The organism is Halarchaeum salinum (assembly GCF_039520965.1).
Taxonomy (GTDB): domain Archaea; phylum Halobacteriota; class Halobacteria; order Halobacteriales; family Halobacteriaceae; genus Halarchaeum; species Halarchaeum salinum.
In genome coordinates, this window is record NZ_BAAABL010000018.1 from 1 (window position 1) to 16,133 (window position 16,133).

Sequence of the window (16,133 nt, forward strand, 5' to 3'; positions counted from 1 at the left end):
CTCGTCACACATCTGTGCGTACACGCGCAAACGCGCCCACGAACTCGGGATCGACCTCATCTTTCTGCCCGTGGGCTCGCCGCATCTCAACCCGATTGAACCCGTCTGGAAGAGTCTCAAATGGGAGTCTTCGCCCCTGATCGTGGAGGGCGCGGCCGAATACCGCGCCCTCCTCGATGAGATCTTCACGAAGCTGACCAACCAGCTGAGTTTCGCAGGCTCCTGGATCGAAAATCACCTCGACGGATTCATTCAGAAGTTGCGTTAGTCACTATGGCGCCAGCAGGGACGCAACCCATACGAGGAACTTACGCGGGTTGTCCACGACAACGAAATGATCTCACGAGAGCAGACTGTGCCGGTTGTTGAGACCTCGGGGTAAACACGTACATCCAATCAAGAGTGTAGCTACCTATGTCGGGAGAGTCCTATCCTGTGCACGACGACGTCACAGTCCACGCTGGAAAGACGATATATCAGACCGACAGTTGGTGGAAGGCTGCAGTTTTGCATTCATATGGCGATAGTGACCCCGAGATTGGGATCTACCTCTGGAATTATAACGAAGACTGGACACGGAAGAACAAGTACCACGTCAAAACCGCTGAAGCGTGGGAAGCTGACAAAGTACGCATCGATCAGTACCTCGCCGAGTCAGGCGATCAAGTCGCAAGTCAAGACGCATTCCCGGTTAGCGATTACTATCGGCTTGCCCGAGGCGAGACAGTGTTCAAAACCGACGACTGGTGGAAAGCAATCGTCGCCATCGATCAGAAAGGATCGTATGACACATATGAAGTGATCATCTACCTCTGGCAGCGTGTTGATGATGACTGGCGGCGTCGACAGAAATACGCGGTTAAGAACCTCGATGACTGGAGCGGCGACCAGGATGCCGTTGACGCGCTACTTGATGCCGATTCCGACATCACACGAGACGGCAACGACGCAGTCGAAACCAGCGAACCGATGACATCCACTGACCAACAACCAGAGTCGGGACTATTGGACGAGATCGAAGCGGAGGTTATGGACCTTCACCTCGGAAGCGGCGTTGACGAGCGAGACTAGCGGTGGTGACTCCCGAGGATGCCAATCTTTGTTTTCCGCCCTACCATAAGCAAATATAGATAGCACAGATTGAAAAGTATATGTCCATACCTCGGACCATGCCAATCCCAGGGAGAGTTAACTACGCTGAGAACGACTAGGTTTGTACGAGGTTCTTGAGAACCATCACGTATGACGGATTTTAGCCCCCCAGACTGGATTGAAGCCCGTCCGTATCAGCAGGAGGCGATTCAGAAATGGCTTGACGCCGATGGCTGCGGTATACTTCGGATGGCAACCGGAACGGGGAAGACTATCACGGCGCTCCTTGCGGCAGCGCACGTTGCGCGTTCTCTTGACGGAAAGCTCGTCCTCATCATTGCTGTCCCCTATCAGCATCTCGTTGACCAGTGGGCGGATGAGGTGTCTGGCTTCAGGGTGACACCCGTACTTGCGTATCAGTCCCGGCGAGACTGGCAGCCGACACTTGAGCGCGAGCTGCTCGAATTCAACAACGGAGTTCGAGAGACATGCGTCGTGATTACGACGCATCGAACGCTCGCAGGGGAGGGGGCTCGACAGACGCTCAACCGCGCAGCGGGGCGAACGATGTTGATTGGTGATGAAGTCCATCACCTCGGTGCACCCCAAGCACAAAATGCGCTTATGGATATGGTTGATTTGCGTCTTGGCCTTTCTGCGACGCCGGAGCGCTGGTATGACGACGAGGGGACTGGTGAGCTTGAGGCGTACTTCGGAGGAACTGTGTTCGACTATGGTCTGCGAGAGGCGATTGATGCAGGTGCGCTCTGTGAGTACTATTATGTTCCGCATATCGTCGAGCTACAGGACGACGAGATGGAGGTGTATCTCGAGCTGACCGAGAAAATCGGCCGTCTCATGGCGCGCCAGAACGACGACGGAAGTCCCGATCTCGAGGATAATCCTGCGTTGAAGACGGCACTGTTCAAGCGCGCCCGGCTAATCGGGACTGCTCGTGAGAAACTCTCCTTGCTTGTCGAGCTGCTTCGACGCCAAGCTGACCCGAAGCATACCCTTGTGTACTGTAGCGACGGTTCGACCGGCGTAGACGTGAAGGGAACGCGCCACGTCGATGAGACGACTCAGCGTCTTCGATCCGAGCTCGGGCTTTCGGTTGAGCGATTCACCGCCCGAGAAGATCAGGCTGAGCGGGAGGAGCTGCTCACCGCGTTCGATGAGGGTGAAATCGAGGTTCTCACATCGATTCGCTGCCTCGACGAAGGAGTCGATGTTCCTGCGACACGGAATGCGTACATCCTCGCAAGCACCTCTAACCCCCGTCAATACATTCAACGGCGCGGACGAATTCTCCGCCAGCATCCCGGTAAGAAATACGCCGTCATACACGACTTCATCACGATCCCGGACACATCACGGCATCCCGAGCTCCACTCCGATGACCGATATCGGGCTGAGAGAAAGCTGATCGAGGGCGAACTTGAGCGGGTCTCGACATTTGCGGAGGGAGCACGAAACCACCCTGATGCCGATATTGATGGAGTTCCCACGTCGCCAACGTCGCTACGGGAGGTGAAGCGACGATACAATCTTCTCACCGGATAGCACGTCCAGCCGAACACTCCCGACCTCACGTTAAGTGGGAGGCCCAGCATCTAGTGACCGGAAATGCACCGCGTCGCCAACATATATACATAGATGGGAGGTGGAATATGGAACAATGACTGACTCGATGGACGAGGACGTCTCCGTCGCCGAATCGAAGCGGCGGCAGGTCCGTGAGCGAGTATTACAAGCCGAGAAGGAAAAACTCCACCTCGATCTTGCCCGTGGAATCAACGATGACATTGAGGAGATCATTCGCGAAGAGATCGACTGATGGAACTCCATACACTCACACTCCACAACTTCCGCCAGTTTCGTGACGAGGAAATTACGTTCGCGCGCGGCACAGACAGCAGTGTAACCGTCGTCCATGGATCGAATGGTTCCGGGAAGACCACGCTACTGAACGCATTCACGTGGCTGTTCTACGAGAATGTCGATTTCGAAAACCGGCCTGAGCGGCTTGCCAGTGAGGGCGCGATGGCAGCTGCGGATGTCGGCGATCAGGTCTCTGTCGCCGTCGAACTCGAATTCGAACACGACGGAACGGAGTACGTTGCTCGGCGTGAAATTCTCTATCGAAAGCGGTCAGAGAACGATTTCGATGGAGAGCCGGTCGATGAGGAACTCGTCGTCAGGTTCCGCGAGAATGGCCGTTGGGAGGAGCGAACGAACGCAGACAATCGCCTCAATCAGATCATCCCGGAGCGGCTTAGCGGACTCTTCTTCTTCGACGGCGAGGACATCGACGAGCTTGCGGGTATTGACAATCAGGACCGGATCCAGGAAGCGATCCAGAACATCATGGGACTCACCATCCTCGAGCGGGCGACACGCCATCTCGACACGGTAGCCAAGCGCTTTGAGGATGAGGTCGAAGAGAACGCGAGCGACGAGCTCACCAAACTCATCGAGGAGAAACGTGAGATTGAGGGCGACATCGACGACTTGGAACGCGACCTCCAAGACACCATTCGCGCAAAGGAGCAGACTGAGCGCGAGATCAAGGACATCGAACAGACGCTCTCCGAGCTCGACGACAGTGCGAGACTCCAAGAACAGCGTGATGAGTTTCGAGCGGAGCGCGACGAGCTTGAGGAGGAAATCGCTGAGGTGAACACGCAGATTCGCCACCACATCAGTGAAGATGGGTTCATCCCGCTTGCGATGCCGCTCATTCAAGAGACGGCAGAGGACCTTGACGAAATGCGTGAGCAGGGTCTTATTCCCTCGGAGCTCAGTAATTCGTTCATCGACACGCTGCTCGACACCGAAACCTGCATTTGTGGCCGCCCCCTTGAGCCCGGAACGGACCACTACGAGCAGGTCGCCGCGATGCGAGGCGACGCAGTTGAGGACGGTGTCGAGCAGAGTGCCCTCCGAATCGTCAGCCATCTCAACCACGTTACTGACCGGGAGACGCAGTTCTTCGATGAAGTCAATGAGCTCATCGAGGAGCGCAAAGAACTCCACGACCAGGTTACCATTCTTGATGAGAAGATCGACAACATCAGTTCGGAACTCCAGGAGTTAGATCAGACGACGGACTCCGGTCAATCGATCAGCGAACTCGAGGCAGAGCGGGAACGGAAGGTCGGTGAACGTGAGGACCTCATCAGCGAGATTGGCCGGGTCAAGGAACGAATTGAAGGAAAAGAAGAGACTCTCACCGGGCTTGAGGACGAGATCGACGAGCAGCGGGACGAGCGTGAAGAAGCACTTGTCGCGAAACGCCGTCAGAAGGCGGCCGAGCAAGTTCAAGCCGAACTGGAACAGTCCTTTTCCAAGCTCAAGGATCAAGTCCGAGAGTGGTCCAACGAGCGGATTCAACAGACGTTCAGTCAGATCGCGAGTAAGAACCTGACCGCGGAGATTACAGCCGATTTCGACCTCAAGATCTGGCAGGATGTCGGCGACGAGCGCGTTGAGGTGGACAAGTCGACTGGGGAGCGACAGATTGCAAGCCTCGCGTTTATCGGCAGTCTCGTGGATATCGCTCGAGAGCGATACGAATCCGACGCCGATTCCGAATACTTCACCGGTGGCATTTATCCGCTCGTCATGGACTCCCCGTTTGGGGCGCTTGACAAATCCCATCGCCGAAAAGTCAGTAAAGTCATTCCTTCGCTAGCGAATCAGGTTGTTGTGTTCGCGACGGACTCCCAGTGGGAGGGTCCGGTCGAAGAAGAAATGGCACCGATTGTCGGTGAGCAGTATTGGCTTGACTTTGATGCAGGGGACGAGCCGGGCCAATACCCACAGACGCGAATTGAGACGGAGAAAGCGGTCGCTCGGGGTGATTAACGATGGGAAAACCGATCATCACATATCGGAAATCAGAGCTATACGACCAGGTCGTTGACGAATACGAGGTTTTCGCGAGTTCATACCACTTCCTTATGTTCCTCGCAATTATCGGCTATCGCGAGGGGCGACTGAAGCAGAATAATTACAGAGGAGATCGGGACGAGGGAACCCGCGGAGAGATTGGGCTGCAGAACGTCTATTCGAACGAACTCTATCGGACGATTATGGCGTGTCTCGCCCTGCAGGAAACCGGCGATCCAGATGCGCTCGTCGACTCATCGAAACAGATGAAGATCCTCGCGCAGTACGCTGCAGGCGGCCTTGAGGTAGCCGAACAGGAATTCGGTGACATCGCCGGTGATCCGACTGACGCAATCGTGAATTACATCAAGCGAGTTCATGAGGATAACAATGACATCGGCGGCGAGCTTGATGCCATCGTGAAGAGTTTTGACGATGAGATGCTGGACAGTGGAGAGTAACGATGAATTTAGCTGTCGACGGCAACCTCTGTTTGACCGGTTGCCACCACGGCAGATAATTCTTTACTGACACATATGGCTGATCCGACTCTCGACGAAGACCTTGACGACGTAGTCGATCTCCAGACGGACAAACGAGACCGCGTCCTCTTCTATCTCGCCGGACGCGTACCGGTCTCGCCGACTGATCTCGCAGCACAGGTCGTACAGCCCACCGAATCGATCCGTAGCGTTCTCGAGGACCGGTTCGAAAATGCCGTCGACATCGATGCAACGGGGTTCATTCGCCTGACCGACGCTGCGCGCACCCCTGTTCTCCGCGTCGGGAAGACCCAACTCGAAACAGCAACCGAGTCGATGTCGGCTGGTAAACAGCTACATCAAGATGGTGACTTCGAGGCTGCGGCGGCGGAGTTCGAAACAGCAGCGGATATCGCACATGCGATCAAATCCCGCTTCGACGCCGTCAACTATCAACCCGACCAGCTAGACGAGTTCATTGTAGCCGCTGAACAACGACACGATGACGCGCAAAAAGAGGCCACAAAGGACACTCTCAACGCTCTCCTACTCAAGGCCCAACAGCACGAGTCTAAGGGTGACGAGCAAGACGATAGCGATCGTCTCAGTGCTCGGACAGCCTATTACCGCGCTCGGGACGAACTTACGGACGCGATTGAGTCTATAGAAGCGTACAATGAGGGACGGCTCTCGGAGTCATCGTCACGCCTCAATCCCGACGAGTTTCGTAGTCGACTCAAACGCGTCCTCCAGAAACTCGTCGCCGTCACCCCCTCTTCGAGCGATAATGCGTCTCCACCGACCGAATCAACTGACCCATCAAAATCGGAGTTGCTTGACGTGCTCCGCACTGCTAACGAGGAACGGGAGCGGCTACCACTTCCGAGCGACTTCCAAAGCGGTCGTGACTATACGCCCGATCAGTATCGCGACCGGTTCGGGTCGTGGGACGCTGCACTCGAGGCGGCGGGCATCGATAAACGGACCTACCTTGAGGACGAACTTCGACGGTTGAGTGCGGATGGAAACAACGCAGTCTCCCGCAAGCGAATGGCCGACGACGGCCGATATAGTGCGACGTTCGTCGCCGACGAATATGGCTCGTGGGACGCCGCACTCACGGCGGCGGGTCTCAAGTCGGCTCCCGGATCTGGATCACCCATCGCTGATACGGACAACGATACCGGCCAGGCCGAGACGAATCGCTCGACGGCAGATAGGTCCCTGGACGAGCACTCTCCGGACGATGAGACAGAGCGAACGTATTCAGAGCTAAATGAGACTGCCTTCTCGTCCTCGTGGGAGACAATCCCGCATAATGAGCGGCTTAGCGGCCAGTTCCTCTTCTGCGTTGTTCGCGTTCAGCCTCCACGGGGCGACAAGAAGACACACGTCCTTGAGGTTGAGGATCGAACTGGAACCGAGCTCAGTGTCGATATTTGGAAGACGCACGATCTGTCCTATGAATGGACCGAAGGCCACTGGTATGCAGTCTCGAACGCGCGCGGATCTGCCTGGGAGACGAAGAGCGGGGAAACAAAAAAGCGCCTCAGCAGTACGAAGGACCTCGAAGTAGAGAGTCTCGGACCTGACTTCGATCCGATAGCCGCTGCACCCGGCGACACGAACTCTACTAGCACCACATCGTCGACGAACTCCACGACATCCCAATCCCAGTCGGCTGAGTCGACATCCAGCCCGGAAGCAGCGGATACTTCCCAATCTGACGACGAAATCTTCGACGATATCGTCTCCGAATTCGACGACCTTTGAGACAGCGACGGTCCACGCGTATTGGAATACCTACGGTTGCTGGTCGGAGACGCACTCAAGAACCATCTGATACTGCCGTGAGATTGTGACTGTTGAGACGTCCGCGGTATCCGCGATTTCTGCCTGGGTCAGCTCGGTGTCTATATCGGCTGCCGCCGCGTAGATTACGGTTGCGGCGATAGCGGCTGGATGCTTTCCGACGTGCATCTCGTCCGCTACTACGTCCTCAAGGTATCGCGCTGCACGTCGTTCTATTGCTGGTTCAAGGGAGAGGTGCGAGACGATCATCGGGAGGAAGTCGCGGGGGTGTGCAGGCGGAATCGAGACATCGAGTTCGGACTGGAGGACGCGGACGTGGTGGCGGATCTTTGACGACTCGACGGGCGAGCATTCTGCAAGCCAGTCGATAGTGACGGGATACTGGCGCTCGCGGGCCGTGAGAAACACGCAGGCCGCGGCAAACGCCTCAATCGATCTGCCCTTCAATAGTCGTTCCTGTGCGGCCTTACGGAACCAGTACGCTGCACGCTCGCGATCCGCGTCAGGGAGCTCAACGCCTGCCGAGACGCTGCGCACTTCGCGAATTCCGGACACGAGCGAGCGCTCCTGATTCGTGAGGCGGTCGTTGTAGCGACTGAAACGCTCACCAGGGCTTGTCTCTCCCCATCCAATCGTGGTTCCGGTATTCACCCACTGCTGGCTCTGTCCCGGGCCTAGCCGGCGGTCTTCTGGATCACGCCACCCTGGTTCACTTCGCTCCAGTTGGCAGTCTGAGAGTACGACTCCACAGTCGGAGCAGTACTCGGTGCCGTCAACTGTCTCGACGTTTGAAGGACGGCCGTCCTCGCATTCACACTGCCGCTGGTCAGGTGTCTTATCCGCGTGTTCCGTCGCGGCATTCGCGATGTCGCCACCGTCTATACGCTCGGCTAGTCGCCGTGGCGTCCGAATGGTTGTCGTCGATGCCAACGAGCCGGTGCTGCACGAGGCAGCGTGTGATCGTTAATTCTCTGTGGTGTCGGTATCCCTATGAATGTTCCCCCTGACTTCGCGAAATGGGGGACGGATGGTGGTTTCTGCTGTCAGAGGCACAACCGGGCCATCTGTCCCCCGCAGTAGGCACAGCCTCCTCTTCCTACTTAAACTGATAAACGGCTGGTCGCTAACGAATGATGGCGTACCCCTCGCTCTCGTACGATTTACAGACCGCGTCTTCGAGCGCCAGGAGATGCTCGTCGACATTCGCGACAGTCGTACTCGGGAGCGCTGCAATGTACGCCCCAAACCGGAAGAGCGCGTGCTCGTACACTCGCCCCGGTACATCCTGTGGAATCGTCTCTTGGAAGAACTCGCTGAACGCACCAAATCGTGGCGCCGACTGCGTCGCGCTTCCGGGTAGTGGCTCGTCACCGGTTCGTCGGCCGGCCAAATAGACGTAGGCCACCCAGCACCGGACATCGAAGAGAGGGAATCGCGTCGAATACTCGTTGAGGCCACTCGCGGTGACGTGCAAGAGGAACGCGGGCGTGACCACAGTCGGATTCGCGAGCGCGCCGCCACCGACCAGCTTCTCACCGAGTACAGCGACTGCCTCACTTGGCGGCTGCCCGACCAGCTCGTACAGCTCTTCCGTGGAGACGGCGTCCACGACAGCGTCGACGTCAACGCCGCGGCTCAGATCCTTCCAGTCCCAGAGCGCTTTCGCTCGTGCGAGCGGGTCGTTGTGTGTCCGTAATGCGTCGATATACACCGATTCGTCGTCCTGTTGGCCTGCATTCCACCGCGACCAGAACGCGACGTTGAGTGGTGGCGACATCTCTGTCTCACTCTTCGAACTCACCTCACCCCCCTGTCTCTGACGGATTTACGACCTGTCTCGGTTGTCGATTTATACCCGGAAGGAAGTCCCTGGACTAGTGACCGAAGAGATTTACTCGTGTGCCCCATTCTCTGAACCACTACGTCGCCTGGCGTGAGGACATCCCGATGGTTCATCTGACAAAGTCTGAATCCGACCTCGTCGAGCAACTCCTCGACGACCTCGCGACGGCGATCGACGACGTTCCAGACGTCGATCCCGCCTACGCGAACAAGACGAAGATTCAGAAACTGCTCTACTTTGCCATCGATGAATTCGACCTCCCCGTCACCTACAGCTGGTATCTCGCTGGGGCCGTCGTTCCCGACCGATCGATCGGACCGTCGTCGGTACCCGGGATCGACGTCGCTACTGATTCACCACCGGGGCCAACGATCAGTGAGGTGGACGATGAGGTCGGGTCTCCGAGTGAGGACCCATCGACGATTGACCCGATCCTGTTCAACGACACAACTGGCTCGTCGTCGCCCACTAACCTACGTGCGTACGTCTCGCGGGACGACTTGCTCGCGTTCTATCGGCGTGTCCTCCCCGACGTCTGGCACGAGGAGACGATGCGATTTCTTCAGAACTTCTACCAGGAGACGGCACCCGAGCGATATCGCCTCCTCTATATCGAGAGCACACACATCCGAACTCACCTGAGTGACCTCGCCACAGCCATCGAGTGCCACCTTGAGGCCGAGACGCCGACTCGGTCGATCGCTGAGACCCGGCGTGCGCTCGAACTCTCCATCTCGGACTTCCACTACTACCTCCGCAGTGACAAGGAGCTTCGGGAGACGTTCAACGCCGTCGTCGACGGCACCGACCTCATTGAGGACGCGCTCATGATGCTCGCCAAGCGTCCGACTGCGGACTACACGGCATCCCACCTCGATGCCGTGCGACGACTGCAGGATTTCTTCTTCTACTACGTGTGGAAGTATCCCTGCCTCCGAATCTCACAGACGACCGCAACCGGCCCTCATGCGGACGAACTCCGCACCGAACACGCCACCGAGTTCGAGACGTTCCACAATGTACTCCACGACGAACGCGGGGCGCTCGCATCGACGTTAGCTGACGCCGGTCTTCGTCCTGGACCGAACGACTACCCGCCGGTTGACGACCAGCAGCTAGCCGAGAGACTAAGCAATTTATCCGCGGAGTATCTCGAATAGTGCGTATGGACGACGGCGGCGAGGACACCGACGGCTTGACACCGAGTCCCGCGAACGTCTTCGTCGATACGAGCATCCTCCTCAACTACGCCCAGCGCGGGATCGAACGCGACCACACGTCGTCGCTGATCGAGGGCGACGCAATCGATATCGTCGTCGGTGTAACCGTCGCCGAGGAACTCGCCGACGTGCAGGACCGCCGCATGGATATCTACGCGGACCTCGTCGACTACCTCCTCGCTGAAGACGGCCACCTTGACGACTACGACCCTCAGTCACGGCATCCATACTTCCAGCAGAACGACCAGCGACACATCCGGAACATCCAGATGCGGCTCACACAGCTCGACGACCGCGCCGAGATCCAGCGACAACTCCGCCGCGTCACCCGTATGATCGAGCGACGCCTCCAGTACCTGCTTGACGACGTCGTTCCCAACGCACTGTTCGATCAGCAGCCGGGACTAGCCGTCCTCTTCGCCCTTCAAGACGCTATCTCGAACAATCGAGACCGAAGCGTGATCGGTGACGCTGCCCTCTGGGCGGCCGAAGGACCAGACAGCTCGGGTATGTTCGCCACGATGGACCAGGCCGATCTCCTCGACGCCGCGGACCGAATCAATGCGGCGCTCCGCGACGCGAACAGCGACGACTGGACGCTCCGATTCGTCCTCCCAACTGACCTACTGATCCCCACCGAAACTGAGACGCCTACAACTCCAAAGTCGGGCGAGTGAGCCAACTATCTATATCTATTGTCTACTTCACACCAACATCATAGTCGATAAAACAGCGGTTAGGTAGGTGTGCGAATCGATTAATTGGTCATATTTATCAGGTCTTCTGTACCCCTGCGCCACACTTGGGGCAACTGGGTCCTTCTACATCGAGTTCACTACGGCTTCCCTTCCAGCCACAGCTGGTGCATTTGTATGGCATAAAAATTCCCTGAGAGCCCACTCAGCCGAATAATTTCCCGAGCAGGCCTTCTTTGTATCCGCAACTTTCGCATTTTCCTCTTTCTGGACTGTACGTCCTGCGACCACAGTTTTTGCACTGAATGTGCCGTGCGGACATTCCACATATACATGACAGCATATTAAACATATAGTTAATGGTTATATTCTTTGAGTTGCATTTGAATCTATCGTTTCGGCCCTTCGGTCTTGGATCGGGTTTCGACCACTTCGGGCGTTCAGCAGTTGAACTACACAGAGCGGCGCAGGAAGTCCATGAGACAGTGCTGACAAACGCCCCGCATATCGAAACGATGGGTAACTATCGGGCCACTGTTCACACGTTCGACGATGCCTTCGTTGTACAGTTCAGAGAGAGTTCCGAACAGGGCGTAGCCATCAGCTTTGACCGTGATATCGGGCGGAATTTACACGAGTTCATGCCTGAATGTGAGGCGTATCTTGGGTAGGAGCGTTTCTGATGCTGACTGAGTCACTCCTCGACTGTCGTGACGTTGGGAATCTCGAAGCGCGCGCCACCCTCGACACTCTCGATCGCGCGAATCTCCCAGCCGTGCGCGTTACACACCCCCCTCACGCTTTGCAGTCCGACCCCGAACCCGCCGCTCTTCGTCGAGTACTTCCATTATACCTAACGATTAGATCCCACCTATCCTGTTTGTGGAGTTTTAACAGAGCTGACTATCAGTGCCAATTGGGGGTATGTTGGTCGATGCCGGTTCAGTCCTCGACGTTGATATCCAGCGTGCTTGAGACGTATTCGTGAGCCGACCCATACTCGTTCTCCAGCACCTCACAGAGTTCACGATTGACCGAGAGTCCGCCTCGCGTAATGTTCGCGGATCCGAGGTAGACGAACGCGTCGCTAACAACGGCCTTGGCGTGTAGGCCCTCGACGACCCGGAACTCCACGTGGTTCGGGAGTCGCCGTTCGATGTACTCGTTGTGCTCCTCGCCTTCACGAACGAGGATTCGGATGTCCGTGTCCGTGAGTTCTCCGAGCATTGTCGCCAATCGCACCTCTCGCTCGTCGAACCGGTCGTTGACCGGGAGCCGGAGCGTCACGTCGCTCAACCACGGGGAGACGATGACCACGTGGTCACTGTGTAGCAGCGTGAACCCGATGAAGTACGAGAGACTCTCAGAAGGTAAGGAAAACGCTCGTACCATTGAATTCTCCTGCCGGAAGGCGTTCTCGGTCGAACATCTCGGTGCTCGTCTCTTCTGAAGGAACCGTGTGGGTTAGACTCTCTCGGAGTGCTTCGAGAAGCACGTAGCTGAGGGCGTCGCTCTGATCGGTCGCCGCGATGCACTCGCCGAGATGGAGGTTCTCCACACAGCCGTCGATGTCCGGCGAGAAGAAGACGGTTTTCGCCCGCTCCACGTCCGAGAGGTCGAGACCAAGGTCGGAGACGGTATCCGCGGGGAACTCCTCGGCGCCGGCGACCTGTTCGCGCGCAATCGTTCGCTTCACCTGATAGGCGTCCTCGACGGTGACCCCCTCGTCGGCGGCGAACTGCTCGGCCTTGTCGATACTCGAGAGCACCTCCTGCGTGACCCGATTGACGACCGAGGTATAGGGAATCCCGAGCGTTTCCTCAACCAATGACTTGATCTCGTCCTCGTCATCGCCGATTGACGCGAGTCGCTGCACGAACGCCTCTTGGGCCCACAGCCGTTCGTTAATCACCTGCGAGTTGTATCCAATGCGGTTGAGCGCCTCGAGAACGGTCCCCGGGTCGTTCCTCAAGTCGTCGTATACGAGGTCGACAACCCCTTGTCCTCCTTCGGTACGCTCGAAGACGTACACCTCCTGGGTGTCCCTGTCGAACCCATAGAGAAGCATCGACGTATTGACCGCGCTAACATCCGAGACGAGCTGGAGGAAGAAGTGCGCGGCCGTATGGTACGCGACGTACTCATAGTCGACGTCTTCGAACTCGTTGTATCGCTCCGCGAGCGTCCGAGCAGTCTCGCTATCGACCGCGTCAAGGAACGAACTGACGTCGAAGACGAGCCCACGAGTGTCAATCTGGAAACCGAGCGTCTCTTCCGGCGCGTCGATTTCGACCTCGAACGGGTCGCGCTGGTCGAACGTTACGTTCGTCCCCCACGCGCTCGCGGGCCGGATACTCAGCGTCACGCCTTCAAGCGTGACCTCCGCAGCCATGTCCGCAAGTGACGTCGAACCAGTCGTCTCCGCGACCGTCAGTTCCCCGATTCGCGTCTTGACCTGTGGGTTCGAGTGAATCTTCCCGAGCTCCCGCTCCTCATGCCGAAGACACCGGTCGACGTCGGTGAGTATTTGATAGCACTTCGGGCAGTAGCGGACGATGTTGAGCGCTGCATCGTCGCTAAGGTCGGTCATCGCGGACAGCTCGATCGAGTCCGGGACGAGGATTCCATCACGGACTTGCCCGCTCACATGCTGTGAGAAGTCGAACTCAACGCCGTCCTCCGTCACTGTCGTCCGCGGGAGGAACGCGTACATCTCGTTCGACTTCGACTGATACTCGGAGCGATACGGCGTGTACGTGCTCACGAGCTTGTCGATCGATTCGTCTGTACTCTCCTGTGAGTCCGGCTGGAAAACACTGAAGAACCGGCCGGCGTCACCGTAGTAGTTCGGCGGGACGTACCAGACCTCACCGAGCGTCCGGTCGTCCGCCTGCAGGTAGCGATCGAGATAGTACGCGCCGCGGAGCAGATGGCGTATCGCATAGAGACTGAGGAACGGCGTGCGATACCCGACGTAGTCCTTGAGTTCGTCGAGCGTCTGCTGGAGATAATAAACGCGCTTCTGGGTGCGATAATACTCCTGAATCCGGTCGTCGTCACTGAGGCTGTTGAGCCGTGTGACCGCATCCTGTACTTCGCTCAGCTGATCCGTCCGGACCTGAGGGATCACCTTCTCCGACACTTGATTCACCTTGCTCTGGAGCTTGATCAGCTCGCCACTAAGGCCGAACAGGTCGCCCAGAAGCGACTCGAAGTGCTGGACTTTCGTCCGCGTGTCTCCCTCGGGGATCTGTGAGGCGCTCTCGCGCAACTCGGCGAGCTCGGATTCGAGTCCTTCCACGTCGGCGGCGTATCCGGTCTCACCGAGCGATTCGAGTTCGTCCCGATAGCCGGAGACCTGCCCCGAGAGCGCGTTGATCAGCTTCAGGACGCGGTCCTGTACCTTGTGGACGTACGTATCAACCGCGTCCTCGCCGCGGATCACGTTCCCATCATCAAGATTGAAGAACGACTCGATGTCCGCGAACGTCTCCCGCTGGTCGTCGAGGTACGCGGTGAGCGCGTCGCTCGCCTCACCGATCACCTGCTCAGAGAGCAACGGCTCGGGTGCGATGTCGATCTCGAACTCCTCCTCGAAGAACACGGACGGCGAAAGAACGAGCCGCTCATACTCCCCATAGCCGAGTTCGTCGCCAAGGTATTCCTTGAGGAACACCTCGTTCGGGTTCTCAAGTCGGAGATCACGATTCGAGACGTCGTTCGCAACCTCGTAGTACTCGCGGAAGCGCTCGTGGATCCATTCGACGACATCGTTGTCCGTTTTGAGCGGTGTCCGGATGTCAGAGTCGAGGAAGCGGTCCGCGCGGTAGAACATATTCGCGTCACCGGTCAGCCCCGAGAGCATGACCGCGATGTGTGCGTCCATCCCTTCCTTCCGCGCCGCCCGCCCTGCGCGCTGCTTGAACGAGGAGAGGTCCCACGGCGTCCGATACTGCGTAATCGTCTTGATTTCCCCGACGTCGATTCCGACCTCCAAGAACGATGTCGAGAGGAGGACGTCACTATCGCCGACCTCCGAGGAGTCGAATCCGCGATCCGAGTAGACGGGCAGGAAGTTCAGGTGTTCGTCAAGGAAGCGATGATCCATCGCTTTCGCGACGGCCGCCCAGTCCTCAACGCCGTCATTGTCACCGAGGTGGTACCGCCACAGTTCCCGGTTGTGGTCGGCGTCCTGCAGCTGGGTGTACTTCTGGTTCACCTGTGAGATGCTGTCGATGAATGCCAGCATCTTCCCGCGGTCCCCGGAGGACTGTTCAAGGAGGCTGTGTCCGAGAAGGAGATGCTGCTGGATCGACATTGACGACGCGCCCGGCCCATCTGGGGACGCTAGCATGAAGTAGTAGTGCTCGTAGTCGTCGTGGTCGTCGTTGAAGTCCGACTCACCCGGCTCCACCGTCCGGATGTCCCGACTCGATACGCCGAAGAGCCGCTTCCCGAAGCGCTCCGCGTCGTCGATTGTCGCGCTTGATCCGAGCCAGAGGAGAGGCTGCTCGGTGATCTCGTTGATGTTCTGGATGATCTTCGAGGCGTGCGCGCCCCGCATCTGCGTGTTCAGATGCACCTCGTCCAGGACGATCGTCTCGATTTCGTCGATAAGCGGATAGTGTGGCTTGAGCGCGAACCCTTCGAGGGATTCCAGTGTCGTCAGGATGATATCCGGCTGGTTGTGGAAGACCATCTCCTTGCGCGACAGGAGGAGTTCGCGGTCCGTGAACGAGTGCTCGTGGTTCGCTTCACACCGGAGCGTGTACCCGCGAGATGTCCCACGGTACTCGAACGCGTTCGGCGACGCGTCATCGCCACACCAGCAGTTCGCGAGCCTAAAGCGCGGCCGGCCACCGCTCCGCTCGAAGAACGCCGAGGACTCAATCTGCTCCATCTCGTACGGCGTTCCACCGGTGTAGACACCGACTGAGAGCTGATCATCCGATTCAGAATTGATCGGCTTCATTGAATCCGCAGAGGGCGACGGGATTCACTGTTTCACGGCTTGTTCGACGTTGTAGACTGCGGCGGCGAGCACAATTTCACGAAACTGGCGATACCACGCTCGCGCTCGGACGGCGGAGCCGTACGA

Annotated in this window: 15 protein-coding genes and 1 pseudogene; 10 read left to right on the forward strand and 6 right to left on the reverse strand. The window is 57.7% G+C overall.

The window, feature by feature from the left end; translation table 11 throughout:
• The 7 genes from ABDZ36_RS01365 to ABDZ36_RS01395 form a co-directional block, all read left to right on the forward strand.
• The coding region (locus ABDZ36_RS01365) for a transposase (RefSeq protein ID WP_343749174.1) at window positions 1-268 on the forward strand (268 nt) is incomplete at its 5' end.
• Between the two features lie 167 nt (window positions 269-435).
• On the forward strand, window positions 436-1,071 hold the full coding sequence (locus tag ABDZ36_RS01370) for a hypothetical protein (protein ID WP_211313501.1): 636 nt from the start codon (window positions 436-438) through the stop codon (window positions 1,069-1,071).
• Between the two features lie 171 nt (window positions 1,072-1,242).
• Window positions 1,243-2,655, forward strand: a complete 1,413-nt coding sequence (locus ABDZ36_RS01375) for a DEAD/DEAH box helicase family protein (protein ID WP_211313502.1) — start codon at window positions 1,243-1,245, stop codon at window positions 2,653-2,655.
• Window positions 2,656-2,770: 115 nt separating this feature from the next.
• Window positions 2,771-2,929: a hypothetical protein gene (locus ABDZ36_RS01380; RefSeq protein WP_211313503.1), complete on the forward strand. Its 159-nt coding sequence runs from the start codon at window positions 2,771-2,773 to the stop codon at window positions 2,927-2,929.
• On the forward strand, window positions 2,929-4,959 hold the full coding sequence (locus ABDZ36_RS01385; protein ID WP_211313504.1) for an AAA family ATPase: 2,031 nt from the start codon (window positions 2,929-2,931) through the stop codon (window positions 4,957-4,959). The genes ABDZ36_RS01380 and ABDZ36_RS01385 overlap by 1 nt, the downstream gene beginning before the upstream one ends.
• A 2-nt stretch (window positions 4,960-4,961) precedes the next feature.
• The gene (locus tag ABDZ36_RS01390) at window positions 4,962-5,444 is read left to right on the forward strand and encodes a hypothetical protein (protein ID WP_211313505.1); all 483 of its coding nucleotides are present in this window, start codon (window positions 4,962-4,964) and stop codon (window positions 5,442-5,444) included.
• 75 nt (window positions 5,445-5,519) lie between these two features.
• The gene (locus ABDZ36_RS01395) at window positions 5,520-7,238 is read left to right on the forward strand and encodes a homing endonuclease associated repeat-containing protein (protein WP_211313506.1); all 1,719 of its coding nucleotides are present in this window, start codon (window positions 5,520-5,522) and stop codon (window positions 7,236-7,238) included.
• Window positions 7,239-7,268: 30 nt separating this feature from the next.
• Here ABDZ36_RS01395 and ABDZ36_RS01400 read toward each other — a convergent pair whose 3' ends face one another.
• Both ABDZ36_RS01400 and ABDZ36_RS01405 read right to left on the reverse strand, forming a co-directional pair.
• Window positions 7,269-8,207, reverse strand: a complete 939-nt coding sequence (locus ABDZ36_RS01400; RefSeq protein WP_343749175.1) for a transcription initiation factor IIB — start codon at window positions 8,205-8,207, stop codon at window positions 7,269-7,271.
• Between the two features lie 193 nt (window positions 8,208-8,400).
• Entirely contained in the window at window positions 8,401-9,078 is a 678-nt protein-coding gene (locus tag ABDZ36_RS01405) for a hypothetical protein (protein ID WP_211313508.1), read from the reverse strand.
• A 146-nt stretch (window positions 9,079-9,224) separates the two neighbouring features.
• Here ABDZ36_RS01405 and ABDZ36_RS01410 point away from each other — a divergent pair, with 146 nt between their 5' ends.
• Both ABDZ36_RS01410 and ABDZ36_RS01415 read left to right on the forward strand, forming a co-directional pair.
• A complete protein-coding gene (locus ABDZ36_RS01410) occupies window positions 9,225-10,280 on the forward strand; it encodes a DUF8098 family protein (RefSeq protein WP_211313509.1) in 1,056 nt (351 codons plus the stop codon).
• A 5-nt stretch (window positions 10,281-10,285) separates the two neighbouring features.
• Window positions 10,286-11,017, forward strand: a complete 732-nt coding sequence (locus tag ABDZ36_RS01415) for a DUF8169 family protein (protein ID WP_211313510.1) — start codon at window positions 10,286-10,288, stop codon at window positions 11,015-11,017.
• Between the two features lie 223 nt (window positions 11,018-11,240).
• Here ABDZ36_RS01415 and ABDZ36_RS14855 read toward each other — a convergent pair whose 3' ends face one another.
• A complete protein-coding gene (locus ABDZ36_RS14855; RefSeq protein WP_425545292.1) occupies window positions 11,241-11,387 on the reverse strand; it encodes a hypothetical protein in 147 nt (48 codons plus the stop codon).
• Window positions 11,388-11,394: 7 nt separating this feature from the next.
• Here ABDZ36_RS14855 and ABDZ36_RS15015 point away from each other — a divergent pair, with 7 nt between their 5' ends.
• Window positions 11,395-11,706: a DUF7522 family protein gene (locus ABDZ36_RS15015; protein ID WP_486187703.1), complete on the forward strand. Its 312-nt coding sequence runs from the start codon at window positions 11,395-11,397 to the stop codon at window positions 11,704-11,706.
• Between the two features lie 271 nt (window positions 11,707-11,977).
• Here the strand turns inward: ABDZ36_RS15015 and ABDZ36_RS01420 are convergent, their stop codons facing one another.
• From ABDZ36_RS01420 to ABDZ36_RS01430, 3 genes and pseudogenes are all read right to left on the reverse strand, one after another.
• Window positions 11,978-12,352 carry a phospholipase D-like domain-containing protein gene (locus ABDZ36_RS01420; RefSeq protein ID WP_211313511.1) on the reverse strand — a complete coding sequence of 125 codons (375 nt, stop codon included), beginning with the start codon at window positions 12,350-12,352 and terminating at the stop codon, window positions 11,978-11,980.
• 46 nt (window positions 12,353-12,398) lie between these two features.
• Entirely contained in the window at window positions 12,399-15,935 is a 3,537-nt protein-coding gene (locus ABDZ36_RS01425) for a helicase-related protein (protein WP_343749176.1), read from the reverse strand.
• Window positions 15,936-16,031: 96 nt separating this feature from the next.
• Window positions 16,032-16,133, reverse strand: a pseudogene (locus ABDZ36_RS01430) (IS5/IS1182 family transposase); the annotation flags it as partial.

Coding starts and splice junctions, on each gene's coding strand:
- ABDZ36_RS01375 (WP_211313502.1), top strand. CDS start 1,243: ATGACGGATTTTAGCCCCCCAGACTGGATTGAAGCCCGTCCGTATCAG.
- ABDZ36_RS01380 (WP_211313503.1), top strand. CDS start 2,771: ATGACTGACTCGATGGACGAGGACGTCTCCGTCGCCGAATCGAAGCGG.
- ABDZ36_RS01385 (WP_211313504.1), top strand. CDS start 2,929: ATGGAACTCCATACACTCACACTCCACAACTTCCGCCAGTTTCGTGAC.
- ABDZ36_RS01390 (WP_211313505.1), top strand. CDS start 4,962: ATGGGAAAACCGATCATCACATATCGGAAATCAGAGCTATACGACCAG.
- ABDZ36_RS01395 (WP_211313506.1), top strand. CDS start 5,520: ATGGCTGATCCGACTCTCGACGAAGACCTTGACGACGTAGTCGATCTC.
- ABDZ36_RS01410 (WP_211313509.1), top strand. CDS start 9,225: ATGGTTCATCTGACAAAGTCTGAATCCGACCTCGTCGAGCAACTCCTC.
- ABDZ36_RS01415 (WP_211313510.1), top strand. CDS start 10,286: ATGGACGACGGCGGCGAGGACACCGACGGCTTGACACCGAGTCCCGCG.
- ABDZ36_RS14855 (WP_425545292.1), bottom strand. CDS start 11,387: ATGTTTAATATGCTGTCATGTATATGTGGAATGTCCGCACGGCACATT.
- ABDZ36_RS15015 (WP_486187703.1), top strand. CDS start 11,395: ATGGTTATATTCTTTGAGTTGCATTTGAATCTATCGTTTCGGCCCTTC.
- ABDZ36_RS01425 (WP_343749176.1), bottom strand. CDS start 15,935: ATGGAGCAGATTGAGTCCTCGGCGTTCTTCGAGCGGAGCGGTGGCCGG.